Annotated in this window: 18 protein-coding genes; 9 read left to right on the top strand and 9 right to left on the bottom strand. The window is 70.4% G+C overall.

The genetic code is table 11. From position 1 onward, the window contains the following. Window positions 1-16: 16 nt before the first annotated feature. Entirely contained in the window at window positions 17-718 is a 702-nt protein-coding gene (locus ACFQE5_RS09850) for an NUDIX hydrolase (protein ID WP_379584539.1), read from the bottom strand. 131 nt (window positions 719-849) lie between these two features. Here ACFQE5_RS09850 and ACFQE5_RS09845 point away from each other — a divergent pair, with 131 nt between their 5' ends. Beyond that, window positions 850-1,083: a hypothetical protein gene (locus tag ACFQE5_RS09845; protein WP_379584538.1), complete on the top strand. Its 234-nt coding sequence runs from the start codon at window positions 850-852 to the stop codon at window positions 1,081-1,083. 28 nt (window positions 1,084-1,111) lie between these two features. Here ACFQE5_RS09845 and ACFQE5_RS09840 read toward each other — a convergent pair whose 3' ends face one another. Then, on the bottom strand, window positions 1,112-1,318 hold the full coding sequence (locus ACFQE5_RS09840) for a DUF3073 domain-containing protein (protein ID WP_379584537.1): 207 nt from the start codon (window positions 1,316-1,318) through the stop codon (window positions 1,112-1,114). A gap of 175 nt (window positions 1,319-1,493) precedes the next feature. Between ACFQE5_RS09840 and ACFQE5_RS09835 the strand changes: the two genes are divergently transcribed. Further along, on the top strand, window positions 1,494-2,324 hold the full coding sequence (locus ACFQE5_RS09835) for a hypothetical protein (protein ID WP_379584536.1): 831 nt from the start codon (window positions 1,494-1,496) through the stop codon (window positions 2,322-2,324). Window positions 2,325-2,346: 22 nt separating this feature from the next. Here the strand turns inward: ACFQE5_RS09835 and ygfZ are convergent, their stop codons facing one another. Continuing rightward, complete coding sequence (gene ygfZ, locus ACFQE5_RS09830) at window positions 2,347-3,450, bottom strand: CAF17-like 4Fe-4S cluster assembly/insertion protein YgfZ (protein WP_379584535.1); 1,104 nt, start codon at window positions 3,448-3,450, stop codon at window positions 2,347-2,349. Continuing rightward, window positions 3,447-3,884, bottom strand: a complete 438-nt coding sequence (locus tag ACFQE5_RS09825) for a Fur family transcriptional regulator (RefSeq protein ID WP_449301268.1) — start codon at window positions 3,882-3,884, stop codon at window positions 3,447-3,449. The genes ygfZ and ACFQE5_RS09825 overlap by 4 nt, the downstream gene beginning before the upstream one ends. A 233-nt stretch (window positions 3,885-4,117) precedes the next feature. Between ACFQE5_RS09825 and ACFQE5_RS09820 the strand changes: the two genes are divergently transcribed. Together ACFQE5_RS09820 and ACFQE5_RS09815 are read left to right on the top strand one after the other, a co-directional pair. Next, entirely contained in the window at window positions 4,118-5,281 is a 1,164-nt protein-coding gene (locus ACFQE5_RS09820; RefSeq protein ID WP_379584534.1) for a hypothetical protein, read from the top strand. A 45-nt stretch (window positions 5,282-5,326) separates the two neighbouring features. Beyond that, window positions 5,327-6,157: a hypothetical protein gene (locus ACFQE5_RS09815; protein ID WP_379584533.1), complete on the top strand. Its 831-nt coding sequence runs from the start codon at window positions 5,327-5,329 to the stop codon at window positions 6,155-6,157. A 6-nt stretch (window positions 6,158-6,163) separates the two neighbouring features. Here the strand turns inward: ACFQE5_RS09815 and ACFQE5_RS09810 are convergent, their stop codons facing one another. From ACFQE5_RS09810 to ACFQE5_RS09790, 5 genes are all read right to left on the bottom strand, one after another. After that, complete coding sequence (locus tag ACFQE5_RS09810) at window positions 6,164-6,790, bottom strand: FABP family protein (protein ID WP_379584532.1); 627 nt, start codon at window positions 6,788-6,790, stop codon at window positions 6,164-6,166. After that, window positions 6,787-6,921, bottom strand: coding sequence for a hypothetical protein (locus ACFQE5_RS09805; protein WP_379584531.1), 135 nt, complete (start codon window positions 6,919-6,921; stop codon window positions 6,787-6,789). The genes ACFQE5_RS09810 and ACFQE5_RS09805 overlap by 4 nt, the downstream gene beginning before the upstream one ends. Before the next feature lie 72 nt (window positions 6,922-6,993). Further along, window positions 6,994-7,293, bottom strand: coding sequence for a DUF1416 domain-containing protein (locus tag ACFQE5_RS09800; RefSeq protein WP_379584530.1), 300 nt, complete (start codon window positions 7,291-7,293; stop codon window positions 6,994-6,996). Beyond that, entirely contained in the window at window positions 7,293-8,132 is an 840-nt protein-coding gene (locus tag ACFQE5_RS09795) for a sulfurtransferase (protein ID WP_379584529.1), read from the bottom strand. Before ACFQE5_RS09795 ends, ACFQE5_RS09800 begins: the two co-directional genes overlap by 1 nt. Before the next feature lie 404 nt (window positions 8,133-8,536). Further along, complete coding sequence (locus tag ACFQE5_RS09790; RefSeq protein ID WP_379584528.1) at window positions 8,537-9,337, bottom strand: LmeA family phospholipid-binding protein; 801 nt, start codon at window positions 9,335-9,337, stop codon at window positions 8,537-8,539. 267 nt (window positions 9,338-9,604) lie between these two features. On the opposite strand from ACFQE5_RS09790, the gene ACFQE5_RS09785 reads away from it, so the two are divergent. The 5 genes from ACFQE5_RS09785 to pstA all read left to right on the top strand — a co-directional run bounded on the left by ACFQE5_RS09785 (window position 9,605) and on the right by pstA (window position 14,703). After that, complete coding sequence (locus ACFQE5_RS09785; protein WP_379584527.1) at window positions 9,605-10,399, top strand: winged helix-turn-helix transcriptional regulator; 795 nt, start codon at window positions 9,605-9,607, stop codon at window positions 10,397-10,399. A 35-nt stretch (window positions 10,400-10,434) separates the two neighbouring features. Next, window positions 10,435-11,340 (top strand): mycothiol synthase, encoded by a 906-nt coding sequence (gene mshD / locus ACFQE5_RS09780; protein WP_379584526.1) that lies wholly within the window; start codon window positions 10,435-10,437, stop codon window positions 11,338-11,340. 211 nt (window positions 11,341-11,551) lie between these two features. Further along, window positions 11,552-12,676 (top strand): phosphate ABC transporter substrate-binding protein PstS, encoded by a 1,125-nt coding sequence (pstS, locus tag ACFQE5_RS09775; RefSeq protein ID WP_379584525.1) that lies wholly within the window; start codon window positions 11,552-11,554, stop codon window positions 12,674-12,676. Window positions 12,677-12,715: 39 nt separating this feature from the next. Beyond that, window positions 12,716-13,795: a phosphate ABC transporter permease subunit PstC gene (gene pstC, locus ACFQE5_RS09770; RefSeq protein WP_379584524.1), complete on the top strand. Its 1,080-nt coding sequence runs from the start codon at window positions 12,716-12,718 to the stop codon at window positions 13,793-13,795. Window positions 13,796-13,797: 2 nt separating this feature from the next. Further along, window positions 13,798-14,703, top strand: a complete 906-nt coding sequence (pstA, locus tag ACFQE5_RS09765; RefSeq protein ID WP_379584698.1) for a phosphate ABC transporter permease PstA — start codon at window positions 13,798-13,800, stop codon at window positions 14,701-14,703. The last annotated feature ends 6 nt before the right edge of the window (window positions 14,704-14,709 follow it).

Raw genomic sequence — 14,709 nt, 5'->3', positions numbered from 1 at the left:
CAGTGTTCTAACACTGTTACGCACTCACAGGGCCGGTTGACGTGCGCAGGAGTGGTGGATGCAGGGTGGAGGCCGAGCCGCGCCGGAACAGTTGGGCCGGGCGGCCGCGGCCGCTGGTGGACTTCGAGTCGGTCGGCACCAAGAAGCCGTTGGTCGAAGTGACCTTGCGGGAGAAGTTGCGGGGGTCGATCTCGGTCTGCCAGACGGCCTCGTAGACCCGACGCAGGTCGGTGATCGTGAACTCGGGCGGGCAGAAGGACGCGGCCAGGGTCGAGTACTCCAGCTTCGCCCTGGCGCGTTCGACGCCATCGGCGAGGATGAGGTCGTGGTCGAACGCGAGCCCGGCCGTCTGGTCGACCGGTCGCCAGGTGCTGACCGTGGTGTGCGGGCCGGCGGTCGGCTCGGGAAGATCGGGTACCAGCGCGAGATGGGCGACACTGAGTACCCGCCCACGTGGGTCGCGGTCGGGGGCGGCGTAGCTGGCGAGTTGCTCCAGATGCCCGGTGACGGCGTTCTCGGTGGCTGCTCCGGTCTGCTCGGCGAGCTGGCGGGTGGCGGTGTCGCGCAGGTCCTCCCGCGGCCGGACGAAGCCGCCGGGCAGTGCCCAGGACCCCGGGTACGGCGGCGCGGTGCGCCGCACCAGCAGCGCGCACAGCGCCCCGCCGCGCACCGTGAGAATGACGAGGTCGACGGCCACGGCGAACAGATTGCCACGCATATGTTGTCATCCTGACGAGAAACTCGGGGACACGATTTTCGTCAAGGTGACACTATCGCGTGTCCAGGACTGGCCGGCCGAAGCTCGGAGAAGGCCCCGGACGCCCATGGACGGTTGGCTACCGACCTGTTGTGGCGAACGTCTCGAACGACGTCGGGCTGGTGCCGGGGCCGGTGGTGCTCGTCCTGGTCGTCGCGCTGCTGGCGTGCCGAAGTGCCTGGACCGCAGCACTGCTCGGCGCCGCGGGTGCCGTGGTCGGGGTCCGGCTCGGCGCTGCGCGCACGCGACGGCTACCGCCGACGGCGTTTCGGCTGCTCATCGCGGCGGTCGAAGTGGCCGCGAAGGCGACACCGATCCTGCGATGAGGTTCCGCAACGCCGTCGGCGGGCCGGCTCAGCGCCGGCGCGCCTCCTGCTCATCCACGTAGGAGGCGTACTCGTCGGCGTAGTCGGCGTACTCGTCGGTCGCGTGCTCGTCGTCGGAAGCTGCCTTCCCACTCCCGATCTCACGTTGCAGTGCGTCGAGATCCATGGTGGGGGAGCTGTACTTGAGCTGACGGGCCACCTTCGTCTGCTTGGCCTTGGCTCGTCCGCGCCCCATGGCTGATCCCCCTTACAACAGGGAAGGGGCGGCCGGATGTCTCGGCGGCCCCGTTCATCTCATCAATCTCCTGGGCTCCACCGTACCTTGCAGAAGGCCGACCGTGCGACGTGGCATCGATGGTGTGACGTTTGACTGGTCCCACGACGGTCCCCGGCTGGAATCATGCGAAGCCATGCTGGCCCCGTTCCTGTCCTACCTACGGGTGTATGAACCGATGCGAGCGTTCGAAGGGCCGTCCGGTGCCTCCGTCCGGGCCGGGCTCGCACGCGGGGCCATCGCGCCGGAGCGCGCCGGGTTGCGCGAGCGCGAGCTGTGGCTGCGCGCGATGCAGGGATCGCGGCTGCTGCCCGGAGATCCGGCGACCGATCCCACCGCCGACGTCCTCGTGCTCGCCGGGGCGTCCGGCGAGCCGTTGGTCTGTCCGCTCGACACCCGGCCCCGTACGGCAGCGGCCGTCCTCGGGTTTCTCGACTCCGAGGAGCCGCTGCTTCGCGCCAGCGCACTGCCCGTCGCCGAATCCGTCGCCCGGCGGCGCGCGACGGCCGCGATGGCCGAGCTCGGCGACGGGGCCGCGCATGTCGTGACCGCGGCCTGGACCGTGCCGCTTCCGTGGTTCGTCATGGTCGACCCGGAGCGACGGCTGGTGCGGCTGGAGTCGCCGCGCCGCGTGTGGTGGCGGGTGCCGATCGGCACGGCGCGAACCAGGGCGGTCCGCGCCGAGAAGATCATCCGTGAGGCGCTCGGCGAGACCGGGCCCGCCGAGGTGCTCGCCGAGACCGAGCGGTGGCTCGAGCGCTTCGACCGGTCATCGGTCCTCGAACTCGACTATGGCGGTCTGGTCGAGCTGATCGACGACGATGCCGTGCGCGCCGACAACTCCGCTCATCTCGTGCGGTGCGGCCTGCAGGCCCTGCGCGACGGGGACGATGAGACCGCTGCGGCGTGCTACGACCGGCTGCGGGAGTTCTGGGGTGCGGTGGCGAGCAAGCAGCGCGCGGGCTGACCGGCCGATCACCGGACCGGCGTCAGCCCCGAAGCCTGCCGCGTAGCTGCGCGGCGCGCCCCGGCGGCGGGGCGGTGTCCTCGACCGGCATCGAGCCGGGGTCGATCGAGGCAGGCGCCATCCGGTCGTCGGCGCCGGCGACCAGTTCGGCGTCGACCGGCACCGAGCGCTTCAGCAGCGCCAGCGCGACCGGTCCCAGCTCGTGGTGCTGTACGACCGAGCCGACCCGGCCCACGGTGCGCCCCTCGCGCCACACCGGGTCGCCGGTGTGCGGCTGCTGCTCGTCCCCCGCGTCGAGGTGCAGCAGCACCAGCCGCCGCGGTGGACGTCCGAGGTTGGCGACCCGCGCGACGGTCTCCTGACCGCGGTAGCAGCCCTTGGTCAGATGCACCGCCGGACCGATCCAGCCGACCTCGTGCGGGATCGTGCGCGAGTCGGTGTCCAGGTGCAGCCGAGGGCGCGTGGACTCCACCCGCAGCGCCTCGAACGCCATCGTGCCCGCGGGGCGGGCACCCGCCGCGATGAGTCGCTGCCGCCAGGCGTCGCGGTCGTCACGCGGGACGAGCAGATCCGCGGCGTCCACGCCGGGCCAGGGCATCCGCCGCACAACCCCTCCACCGGGCAGCGCGGCGCATCCGTACGGCTGATCGGGGGTGGGGACACCCGCCGCATCGAGCACGGTGGCGGTGTCCGGGCCGACCAGGCTGAGCACGGCCAGCTCCGCGGTCGCGTCGCGCGGTTCGACCTTCGACCAGAAGATCATCTTGCTCAGGTAGTCGAGCAGCGCACCGGCATCGGCGGGCTCGGTGTCGAGCCACACGACATCGTCGACGTGCGCGACGGACATGTGGTGCTCCACCCGGCCGTTGGCGTCGAGGACGAGTGCCTCGGTGCCGGTGTTCGCGGGCAGCTCGCTGAGGTGCTGGGTCAGCAGCAGATGCAACCAGCTCAGCCGGTCCGCGCCGGGCACGGCCAGGACGCCGCGGTGGCTGCGGTCGACGACGGCGGCGGAGCGCGCCATCGCCCGCTGCTCGGCGAGCGGATCACCGCAGTGCGCCGGAACCGCCGCGTCGGGGTCGGGGGGGCTGTCCGGCTGGCCGACCGCGGTGGGTTCGGTCGTACTCACTGATCCTCCTCCTCGTCGGGCGGCCGCTCGAGACAGCTCCCGCAGCGTCCCGAGAGCGCGACATGGGTGACGTCGAGATCGAAATCACATTCGCGGCGAAGCCGCGCGGCGAGCTCATCCATGAGGCTGGTCTGGGCCTCGATGATCGCGCCGCAGATGTGACAGACCAGGTGCACGTGCGAGTGCTCCTGCTCGGAGTAGGTCGGCGCGCCGTGCCCGAGATGCGTGTGCCGGACCAAGCCGAGGCGTTCGAGCAGGTCAAGTGTCCGGTAGACGGTCGTGATGTTGACGGCGGGAGCGGAGCTCTGCACCTGCGCGCAGATCTGTTCGGGCGTCGCGTGTCCCAGGTCGCGGACGGCGTCGAGGACCAGTTGCCGCTGCGGCGTCATGCGAAGGCCGCGCCGGTGCAGCGTCTGTCGCAGCGTGGTGTCCACGAACCCGATCGTAGGCCGGTCCGGTGGCGGTCGGCGCCGGGCGTGGACGGCGAACCCTCGCCGCAACAGGCACACTCGGTATCGGAATACGCGAGCAGGTGCTCCGTGTGCGTCTGACGTGGATGCGGCATCGAGGCTCGTGCTCCGTTAGGGTGAACGACGCTGGTAGGGGCCGACGATCTCCCTACCCTCCGCCAGATGGCGGGGGATTCGTGTGTGCAGGAGGATCTGCGATGACGGCTGACGGGGGCGATCGGTTCCTGAGCACCCCGCGCTTCGACGTCGTACTCCGCGGCTATGACCGGCGGCAGGTCGACGAGCACGTGGCGCGGCTGCAACGAGTGCTTGCCCGCATGCGGGTCGACCTGGACGCGGTACGAAGTCAGCCCTTCCCCGCCGTACCGCCGATGCCCGCTGACGGTCGGCCGACGCCGCCCGGGCCCGGCCAGACTCGCCCCCGCCCCACCCCACGGCCGCGATTCACGTCGCCGCCCGCCGCTCCTGACAAGATCGACGACTTCAGCGACCGGATGCAGAGCATCCTCCAGACCGCCGAGGAGGAGGCCGAGGAGATCCGCAACCGGGCCCGCCGATCGGCCAAGGCCGAGGAGGAGGCGGTCAGGGCCGAACTCGCCGAGCTGGTGCGTCAGCGCGATGAGGTCCTCGGTGAGTTGACGCGGCTCCGGGGCCAGCTCGAAGGCCTGCTGTCGAGCCCGACCACCCGGATGCCCGTGACGGCCCCATCGGGTGAGTCCGACACGCCACAGCCCGGTCCGCGTCCGGCATCCGGACTCCCCGATGATGTCGCCGCGAGCACGGACCGTGCCGTGGAGACGACGACCGTGATGCGACCGCACAGCGAGGCTCCGAGTCAGGTCGGCGCGTTGTTCCGGCCCTCCTCGGAACGGTCCTCGGCCAGGCGCGCCGGCGAGCCCAAGACCACCCTCGGCTCCTTCCGGCCGTACCCGGACCCGGCGGCGACGCGGGATGCCGGGCGCGAAGCGCCGGGTGCCTCGGAGCAGGACGTCGAGAAGACCACGGTGGTGAAGCCCGTGCCGCCTTCGAGCACCACCGGATCGGCTGATCCCGACCGTGCGGACGCACCGGGTGAGACGGCGGGATCACCCGCGGCGGAGAAGCCGGGATCGACGGCCGGGGAAGGTCATGCGGACGTCGGCGAGACGGTCGCCGTCAGCGCGGTGCGTCCCGGTCAGCGCGGATCCGGGGCCGCTTCGAGCGGGAAGAACAGCACGTCAGGCGGCTCGTCGCGGATGTCGGACGCGGGGGCGGAGGGCTCGGGGAAGGCGATCGACGCCACGTCCGGCTCGACCTCGGCCTCGACCTCGGAGACCACGTCGCGCGGCGATCGATCGACCTCAGGGTCACGCTCCGGATGAGGTCGGCCGCGCACCGTGACGCCAATCGGCGTACGGTGCGCACCTATGCAGCTGCCGATCTCGATAGAGGCGCTGATCCTGCTGTCTGCCGGGGTGGCGGCGGTGATCATCGCGATGGTCGTACTGCTCACCCGCCGGCGGCGCAGACGAGACGACGTCGCGGGGGAGCCCACCTCGGAGCCGACGCACGCCGACTGGACCGGCGAGACCGCCGCTGGGCTACCGGACTCGGACCTGTGGACGCCTGCCGCGGAGCCGACGCACCTGGTGACCGTGGGCGAGGCGGTCGCCGTGCGACAGGCCGCGACGGCCAGGCCCGACCGGCCGCACCCGATGTCCGGGGCGCCCACCACCGCGTCGTCGGTCCCCGGTGCGTCGGCCGGCACCGGGCCGAGCCAACCCGAGTCGAACGGGACCCCGGAGCGCCCGGGCAGCGGCCCGGACCGGCCCACCGATTCGGCGGCCCGGCCACTCGCGGGCTCGAATGCGGCCATGGCCGATGCGGTCACCCAGGCTTTCGCGGCGCGCACCCCGGCGACCCGGCCCGCGGCGACGAGGGAATCCGGTGGGGTGCCGGATACGGCCGGCGCCGAGGCCCGCGTTGTGGCCCCGCGCGGTGACATCCGCGACCGGCTGCTGGAGGTTCTGCTCGACGACCCATCGCGCGCCATCGACGCCGCCGCGGACCTGCAGAAGGCGCTCGGCCAGCTCGAGAAGCTCACCGAAGCGGTGCGCCAGGAGCGCGAGGTGCTCACCTCGATGCTGCGCAGGCTGGCCGACGCCGGGCTCGACGCCGACCAGGTCGGACGGCTGTCCGGGCTGCCTGTCGACGACGTGCGAGCGATGCTGGGGACGTCGGCGACGCGCAGACCCTGACCGCTCTCAGCCCGCCACGCGGCGCAACCGAGCCGACAGGTGCGGCTGCAGCGGCTCGCCCATCATCGCCCGCTCGTCGACGTAGGCGAGATCGCCGCCGTCGACGATCCCGTAGAGCCGGTGCGATCCGACGACCTCCTTGGCGCTCGCGGTGCGCACCACGGCGTCGGTCTCGATCTCCCAGGACGTCAGGTTGCGGGTCCGCCCGTAGTACAGGTCCATGATCCCCGTGGCGTGCACGATCATGACCTCGAGTGTGCCGTCGGGCTGTGGCCGCCAGAACCCGGTCTCGCGGGCCGCGGGACGCAGCACCTCGCCATCGGGGCCGAGCAGCCAGGCCTTCGCCTCATAGCTGAGGAACGGCCGCCCATCGTGGGCGAAGATCAGCTGCTGTCCGAACTGGAACGGCCCGTCGATCGTCGGGTAGACCACCTCGCCGGTGCCACGCCACACGCCGACGAGCGGGAGCAGACTCAGGCACTGCTCGTGCAGGTCGGGCCCCTCCCGCAGGTTGGCGGTGTCGTCGGGGACCGGAAGATCGTCCCAGCCGGGCCGGTTGCGCTGGGCCGAGTCGGGAGCCGCATTGGTCGGCCCCGAGACGGTGCCGTGGAGTTGCTCGCCCTTGTCGGTCATCGCGTGGTCCCGGCGGGGGCGTCGGTGGTCTGGGCGGGCTCGGTGGTGAACAGCCTGCGCAGCAGGTAGCCGGTATAGGCGACCACGCCGGCGCTCGTGGCGATCAGCAGTCCGGTGAAGAACCAGTGCACGGCCGCGGAGCATAGTCCCGCGGGGGTCGCCGGGATCAGGGTCGATCCCGGCGACCCTCGCGGTGGACGCGCTCAGGCGACCGCGACGACCGCCCGGTGCAGACCGGGGCCCTCGGGGGCCAATACCGCTTCCCCGGTGCCGGACCGCGACAGCGCCCGAAGCGTCCAGGTGCCCGGGGCGGCGAAGAACCGGAAGTCGCCGGACTCCGACGAGACGACCTCCGCGGTGAACTCGCCGGTCTCGTCGAGCAGCCGCACGAACGCGCCGCCGACCGGCTGGTCGCCGGCGATGACCCGCCCGGCGAGCACGGTCTGCGTGGTCAGATCGACGTGTGCGGGAAGCGCCCCCGCCTGGTCAGGTGCGCCGCACATCAGCGACCAGCCCCCAACTCGATCGGCGCACCGATCAGTGAGCCGTACTCGGTCCAGCTGCCGTCGTAGTTCTTGACGTCGCGGTACCCGAGCAGTTCGTGCAGCACCACCCAGGTGTGGCTGGAACGCTCGCCGATCCGGCAGTAGGCGATGGTCGCCTTGTCCTCGTCGTAACCGGCCCCGCGGTAGATGGCGGTGAGTTCCTCGTCGGACTTGAACGTGCCGTCCTCGTTGGCCGCTTTGCTCCACGGCACGTTGATCGCCGTCGGGACGTGGCCAGGACGCTGCGACTGTTCCTGCGGCAGGTGTGCCGGGGCCAAGAGCTTGCCGGAGTACTCGTCGGGCGAGCGGACGTCGATCAGGTTCTTGTTGCCGATCGCGTCGATGACCTCGTCGCGGAAGGCGCGGATCGACAGGTCGGGATCCTGTGCGGTGTAGCTGGTCGTGGCCCGCTCGGGCACGTCGGGGCTCAGCAGCCGGCCGTCGAGCTCCCACTTCTTGCGGCCGCCGTCGAGCAGCCGCACCTTCTCGTGCCCGTAGAGCTTGAACTCCCAGTAGGCGTAGGCGGCGAACCAGTTGCTGTTGCCGCCGTAGAGCACGACGGTGTCGTCGTTCGAGATGCCTTTGGCCGACAGAAGCTGCTCGAACTGCTCCTTGCTGACGATGTCGCGACGCACCGGGTCCTGTAGCTCGGTAGTCCAGTTGATCTTCACTGCGCCCGGTAGATGGCCGCCGTCGTAGGCGGTGGTGTCCTCATCCACCTCGACGAAGACGACGCCATCGGTGCCGAGGTTCTTCTCGGCCCAGTCGGTGCTGACCAGGACGTCCTGGCGACTCATGCAATGGCTCCCTGTGGTGTGCGAATGGCCGGACCCGACCGGGCCCGGAGACGGACGATCACTGCATTCGCCGGTGCAGCCGAAACCGCCCGAGGCTGTGGTCCACGGGGAGGCTGGCGCGGCGGGGCGAACCACGGGTTCGCCGACCGATGCCATCGGTTCAGGACCGGGTCGAGCACCGCCTCGCGAAGCGTGTGTCGTACGGGCGAGCGGGGCTCAACGGCGTATCCGAACTGCGTGCCAGGAGATGGAGGGCAGGCGAGGCGGGCACCGGGGTCAGGGAATTCGACACAGGCAGCTGTCGACGCGGCACAGATCTACCGTGCGACGTCGGGTCAGCGGCCAGAACACATCGCTACCCTAGCCGAGGAACTCCGCCACGGGAACGCTGCCCGGGGAGCGGATCACCGTCCGGTCGTGGTCTCCCCCGCCCCGAAGACCAGGTTCGAGGTGGTGCCGGTGATCTCCAGGGTGCCGTCGCGGGCGCGCAGCCTGGTCGGGACGACGTCGAAGGGAAGCGTTCCCGGATCGATGCGGAGCGCGAACATCTTCTGCAGCGCGCTCTGTGCCGCGGCGGGCAGGGGCCGGCGCTTGCCGGAGCCGTCGTCGATTCGCGCGTCGCGGGGCACCACCTGGATCTGACGCCCGGCCAGGCGCAGCACGGCGATGACCGACACCTCGCGCTTGCCGAGCAGCGGGACGTCGACCGTGCCGACGAGCCGGGCGGCGTAGTCCGGATCGATCGCGGTCAGGGATGGTTCGCCGCCGTCCTCGACCGCGGCCTTCAGCGCGTTCTCGTCGATGTTCTCGACCCGCACCTTCGTCACCCCGGGGAGGTAGCGCACGATGTCGTCGGGCCCGATCCGCAAGGTGCCTTCGGCGTCGCGCACGCGGATGGTGCGCGACCCCGAGCCGAGCAACTCACCGAGCGGCGCCTCGACGCCCCGCAGCTGGGCCCGGACCTGTACCTCGTCCAGCTCGCCGATCTGGATCCGGTCCGCGGTGACTTCGATGCTGCGGTAGTCGCCGGAGATCGCCTGGGTGAGGAACGGGAACCCGTTGATCCGAACCGAGGGGTCGTCGGACAGGTTGAGCTGATCGCGCATCTGCCGGGACACCGCCGACTCGGCGAGGGCGGCGGCCCCGTAGTCGGCGGCGACCAGCAGTCCGATCAGCACCACGACTGCGATGAGGAAGCGCTTCACTCCGACCTCCGGCCCGGCGGACAGTGTCCCGACCGTAGAGTGCCGAACAGCGAGCGCCGCAGCCGGGGACCCGGCGCCCCGCGAGGGCGTGACCGCGACCGCTGCAGTCGTGCGGCGGGTCGTTGGACGGCTATTCTGCATCGATCCGCGTGGCCTTCGGCTGGTCCTGCGGTGACCCGCGGTGCGCCGGCGTCGCCCACCGAATCGGACTCTGCCGGCGCCCGCGGGCGTGCGGCGCCGTCGATCCCCGTGGGAGAGGAGGCAGCGGTGGAACTGTTACTGCTGACCGCGGATCCGGACCCCGGAGCGGTCCTGCCGGCCCTGACCCTGCTGCCGCACGGCGTGCGGACCGCCGCGCCGGGCGTGGCGGCGCTGCTCGACGCGGGCCCGCACGACGCCGTTCTGGTCGATGCGCGGACCGACCTGGTGGCCGCGCGAAGCCTGTGCCGGCTGCTCGGCAGCACCGGGATGGACGCGCCGGTGATCGCGGTGCTGACCGAGGGCGGGCTGGTCGCGCTGTCGGGCGAGTGGATCGTCGACGAGATCCTGCTGCCGACAACGGGCCCCGCCGAGGTCGATGCCCGGCTGCGGTTGCTCAGGGCCCGGCCGTGCGGTGGTGCGGCCGGACCGGCGGGCGGGGCGCTCGTGCTCGGCGAGCTGGTCATCGACGAGGCCACCTACTCCGCGCGGCTGCGCGGCCGGCTGCTCGAGCTGACCTATAAGGAGTTCGAGCTGCTCAAGTATCTCGCCCAGCACGCGGGCCGGGTGTTCACCCGGGCGCAGCTGCTGCAGGAGGTCTGGGGGTACGACTTCTTCGGGGGCACCCGCACCGTCGACGTCCACGTCCGGCGGTTGCGGGCCAAGCTCGGCGCCGAACACGAGTCGATGATCGGCACGGTTCGCAACGTCGGCTACAAGTTCGTGCGCCCCAGCCGCACCGGTGTCGGGGTCAGCGCGGCCGCGACGGCCGACGAGCCGGGCGACGGAGACGACGAGGACCCCGACGACGGCGGGGCCCCCGGCTCCGGTCGGCTGATCCGGGCTCGGGCCGACCTGCTCTGATCCGCGCCGGGTGGGCGATGCGTAGGGTCGCTCTCATGGCTGACGCTCCGAACGTGTCCGTCGTGCGACGGTTGCCCGAGGACCGCCGGGACGCGGTTCGTGTGCTCGCGGCGGCGGCAGACGAGAAGGACGGCACGGCGCCGTTGTCGGAGCAGTTTGTGCTGAACGTGCGAGCCGAGAACCCGGACGTGCTGCATGTCCTCGCCGAGGGACCCGGCGGCGATCTGGTCGGCTATGCCCAGCTCGACCGGTCCGGTGGTGGCGGCGGGGTCGGGGAGCTGGTCGTGCATCCGGCCCACCGTGGCCGCGGAGTCGGGGGAGCGCTCCTCGGGGCGCTGATCGAGCGGGCCGAGGGAACGTTGCGGGTGTGGGCTCACGGCGAGCACCCGGCGTCGCGGCGGCTCGCCGAGCGCTACGGCTTCGAGCGCTCGCGAGTGCTGTGGCAGTTGCGGCGCAGTCTGGCCGAACCGCTGGCGCCCGCCGAGTTCCCCGCCGACGTACGGATCCGCGCCTTCCGGCCCGGCAGGGACGAGACGGAGTTCCTCCGGGTCAACAACGCTGCCTTCGACTGGCACCCGGAGCAGGGCGACTGGGACCTCGAGCAGGTCCGCCGGCGCGAGGCCGAGCCCTGGTTCGACCCGGAGGGTTTTCTGCTCGCGGTTGACGCCGACGACCGGCTGCTCGGCTTCCACTGGACGAAGGTGCACCCGGGTTCCGGTTCGGCCGCGGCGATCGGCGAGGTCTACGTGCTCGGCGTCGCCCCGGAGGCACGCGGGCGCAGGCTCGGCTCGGCGCTGACGCTGGCGGGCCTGCACCATCTGCGGGATCAAGGCCTGGCCGAGGTGCTGCTCTACGTCGAGGCCGACAACGCCCCCGCCGTGACGGTGTACACGGACCTCGGTTTCAGTCTCTGGCACAGCGACGTGATGTACCGGCGCTGATCACGGTTCCGACGGTCGTTCGGCCTCGTCACCCTTCCGTTAATCACGAAAGGGCGAGGTCCCGGTCCGAACTGGTGTGATCTGTCACGACAGGTAATGAGTTCATCCTCCGTTCATCTGCAGGGGGGGATTCGTCCACCGGGCCTCCCTACCGTCGCCCCCGTGCGGCCACCCCGAGCCGCGGCAAACGTCACTCCACCGGAGGAATTTCGTGAAACTCCAGCGGCACGGTGTCGCGCTTGCCATTGCTGCGGCGGGAGCGCTCCTGCTGTCGGCATGTGGCAGCGACCCGACAACCACCGCCAGCGGCAGCTCTTCCGCGGCCACGAACTCCCCCGCGGTTGACTGCAGCGGTAAGCAGAGTCTCAACGCCGAGGGCTCCTCCGCGCAGAAGAACGCGATCGACGTGTTCACACAGGCTTACCAGGCCAAATGCCAGGGAGCCAACATCGCCTACAACCCGACCGGCTCGGGTGCGGGCATCAAGCAGTTCACCGCCGGACTCGTCGATTTCGGCGGTTCGGACTCGGCGCTCAAGGAGAGCGAGGCTCAGGCCGCCGCGGCCCGTTGCCAGGGCAACCCCGCGTGGAATCTGCCGCTGGTCTTCGGTCCGGTCGCGCTCGCCTACAACCTCGATGGCGTCGAGAAGCTGACGCTCAGCGGTGAGGTCGCCGCGAAGATCTTCAACGGCACCATCAAGACCTGGAACGACCCGGCGATCGCGGCACTGAACAGCGGGGTGAACCTGCCGTCGACCCCGATCAACGTGGTGTTCCGGTCCGATGAGTCGGGCACGACCGACAACGTCCAGAAGTACCTGGAGGCCGCGTCGAAGGGCGCCTGGACGCAGGGTGCCGGCAAGAAGTTCAACGGTGGCGTCGGCTCCGGCGCGGAGAAGTCGGCCGGCGTCGCGAAGGCTGTCGCCGGGGCGCCCGGTTCGATCACCTACGTCGAGCTGGCCTTCGCCCAGGACAACAAGCTGGGAATCGCGCAGATCGACAACGGTTCGGGTGCCGTTGTGCTGAACGACGAGTCCGTCGGCAAGGCGATCGAGGCCGCGAAGATCAAGGGCACCGGCAACGACCTCGCCCTCGACCTGAACTCGGTCTACGGCACCACGGCCGCCGGTGAGTACCCGCTGATCCTGGCCACCTACGAGATCGTGTGCTCGAAGGGCTACGACGCCGACACGGCCAAGGCCGTCAAGGCGTTCCTGACGGTCGCGGCCACCGATGGCCAGGCCAACCTCGCCGAGGCCGGCTACGCCAAGCTTCCCGCGGCCTTCCAGCAGAAGCTGCTGACCTCGATCCAGGCGATCGACAGCGGCAGCCAGTGATCGCACTGCCCAGGTCTTGACGAGATCACGGAGGTCTCGATGAGCGACCCGACCGTGACGGCTCCCCCCGCCGGTTCCGGCGATCCTGGCGATCCCGGCGCCCGGTGGGGTGGTTCCGTCTCTGCCGCGGGCTTCGTGCCGGCCGGCTCCGTTGCCGAAGCGCCTTCTGTGCTGCGGGCCGGTGGGCGCACGGGGGCCCAACGGGGAGACCGGATCTTCCGTGGCGTCGCGACCGGTTCAGGCGTCTTCATCGTCGCCCTCATCGGTGCGATCGGACTGTTCCTGCTGATCCAGGCGGTCCCGTCGCTGCTCGCGAACAACGGGAACTTCCTCACCGACCGCACGTTCGACGCCGGGGACCCGAGCAACCTGAACTTCGGGATCCTCGACCTCTTGCTGGTCACGGTCGAGGTGTCGATCTTCGCGCTGCTCCTCGCGATGCCGGTCGGCCTGGGCATCGCGTTGTTCCTCACCCAGTACGCGCCGCGGCGGGTGGCTCGCCCGTTCGCCTATCTGGTGGACCTACTCGCCGCGGTGCCGTCGATCATCTTCGGCCTGTGGGGCGCGTTCGTACTGGCTCCGGCGATCCTGCCGATCGCAGAGTTTCTCAACAGGTATCTCGGCTGGCTCTTTCTGTTCAGTGACGGCAATGTGCCACTGATCCGCGGTGCCAACGTATTTACTGCCGGGATCGTTCTGGCGGTGATGATCCTGCCGATCATCACCGCGATCTCGCGCGAGGTTTTCGAGCGGACCCCCCGCGCGCATATCGAGGCGGCGCTGGCGCTCGGCGCGACGAAGTGGGAGGTCGTGCGAACCACGGTTCTGCCATTCGGCCGGGCCGGCTACATCAGTGCCTCGATGCTCGGCCTGGGGCGCGCGCTCGGGGAGACGATCGCGTTGATGATTATTCTCGCGGCGACTCCGGCGATGTTCAGCGGAAGCCTTTTCGACGGTGGTGCGACGTTCGCCTCGATGATCGCCCTGTCATTCGCCGAGCTGAACAACAGCCTCTCCGCCGGCGCATTCATCGCGGCCGGTCTCGTTCTGTTCGTGCTGACCTTCGTGGTCAACGCGGCGGCACGGCTCATCATCGCCAGGTCGGGAGCAAAGGCGTGAGCATGTCGATCGATCTCGACGCGCCGGCGCGGGAAGCCACCTTCGTCGGGGTCAGCAGTAGACGCCGGATCAAGAACGGTGTCGCCACCGCGCTGGTCGGGTTCGCGTTCCTGGTCGCGCTCGTCCCGCTGGCCTGGGTCATCATCTCCGTTCTGGCCAAGGGCACGGGTGCGGTCCTCAGCGCCGAATGGTGGACCCAGTCACTCAACGGACTGCTCGCGCGGCAGCAGGGCGGCGGTGCCTACCACGCGATCATCGGCACCCTGTTCCAGGGCCTGGTCTGCGCGGCCATCGCCACGCCGATCGGCGTCATGGTCGCGGTCTACCTGGTCGAGTACGGTGGCACCTCGCGGCTGGCCAGGGCGGCCACGTTCATGGTCGACATCCTGACCGGCGTTCCGTCGATCGTCGCCGCGCTGTTCATCTACGCCGTGTGGATCTCGATCTTCGGGCTGGGTCGCAGTGCGTTCGCCGTCTCGCTCGCCCTGGTGCTGCTGATGGTGCCGGTCGTGGTGCGCTCGAGCGAGGAGATGCTGCGGATCGTCCCTGACGATCTGCGCGAGGCGTCCTACGCACTCGGCGTCCCGAAGTGGAAGACGATCATGAAGGTCGTCATCCCGACCGCGCTGTCGGGGATGCTCACCGGGATCGTCCTGGCGCTGGCCCGGGTGATGGGCGAGACCGCGCCGGTGCTGATCCTGGTGGCCTACGCGCCGTACATCAACTTCAACATCTTCGAAGGCAACATGGCCTCGCTGCCGTTGTTGATGACGGTCGAGCGCAACAACCCCACGGACGCGGGCGCCGACCGTGTCTGGGGGGCGGCCATCACGCTGATCCTGATCATCACGATTTTCCAGCTGTTGGCGGCATTCCTCTCGAAACTGACCGCCCCGAAGACCAGGTGAGGGTGA

The sequence above is a fragment of the Pseudonocardia hispaniensis genome, from assembly GCF_042658695.1.
In the GTDB taxonomy this organism is placed as follows: Bacteria; Actinomycetota; Actinomycetes; order Mycobacteriales; family Pseudonocardiaceae; genus Pseudonocardia; species Pseudonocardia hispaniensis.
This window is presented reverse-complemented; position numbering and strand designations above follow the sequence as displayed.

Bases quoted from the DNA above. Each gene is read 5' to 3' on its own strand.
- pstA (WP_379584698.1), top strand. From the start codon at position 13,798: ATGTCGATCGATCTCGACGCGCCGGCGCGGGAAGCCACCTTCGTCGGG.
- ACFQE5_RS09815 (WP_379584533.1), top strand. From the start codon at position 5,327: ATGCAGCTGCCGATCTCGATAGAGGCGCTGATCCTGCTGTCTGCCGGG.
- ACFQE5_RS09840 (WP_379584537.1), bottom strand. From the start codon at position 1,318: ATGGGGCGCGGACGAGCCAAGGCCAAGCAGACGAAGGTGGCCCGTCAG.
- pstC (WP_379584524.1), top strand. From the start codon at position 12,716: ATGAGCGACCCGACCGTGACGGCTCCCCCCGCCGGTTCCGGCGATCCT.
- ACFQE5_RS09810 (WP_379584532.1), bottom strand. From the start codon at position 6,790: ATGACCGACAAGGGCGAGCAACTCCACGGCACCGTCTCGGGGCCGACC.
- ACFQE5_RS09820 (WP_379584534.1), top strand. From the start codon at position 4,118: ATGACGGCTGACGGGGGCGATCGGTTCCTGAGCACCCCGCGCTTCGAC.
- ACFQE5_RS09835 (WP_379584536.1), top strand. From the start codon at position 1,494: ATGCTGGCCCCGTTCCTGTCCTACCTACGGGTGTATGAACCGATGCGA.
- ACFQE5_RS09795 (WP_379584529.1), bottom strand. From the start codon at position 8,132: ATGAGTCGCCAGGACGTCCTGGTCAGCACCGACTGGGCCGAGAAGAAC.
- ACFQE5_RS09800 (WP_379584530.1), bottom strand. From the start codon at position 7,293: ATGTGCGGCGCACCTGACCAGGCGGGGGCGCTTCCCGCACACGTCGAT.
- ACFQE5_RS09850 (WP_379584539.1), bottom strand. From the start codon at position 718: ATGCGTGGCAATCTGTTCGCCGTGGCCGTCGACCTCGTCATTCTCACG.
- mshD (WP_379584526.1), top strand. From the start codon at position 10,435: ATGGCTGACGCTCCGAACGTGTCCGTCGTGCGACGGTTGCCCGAGGAC.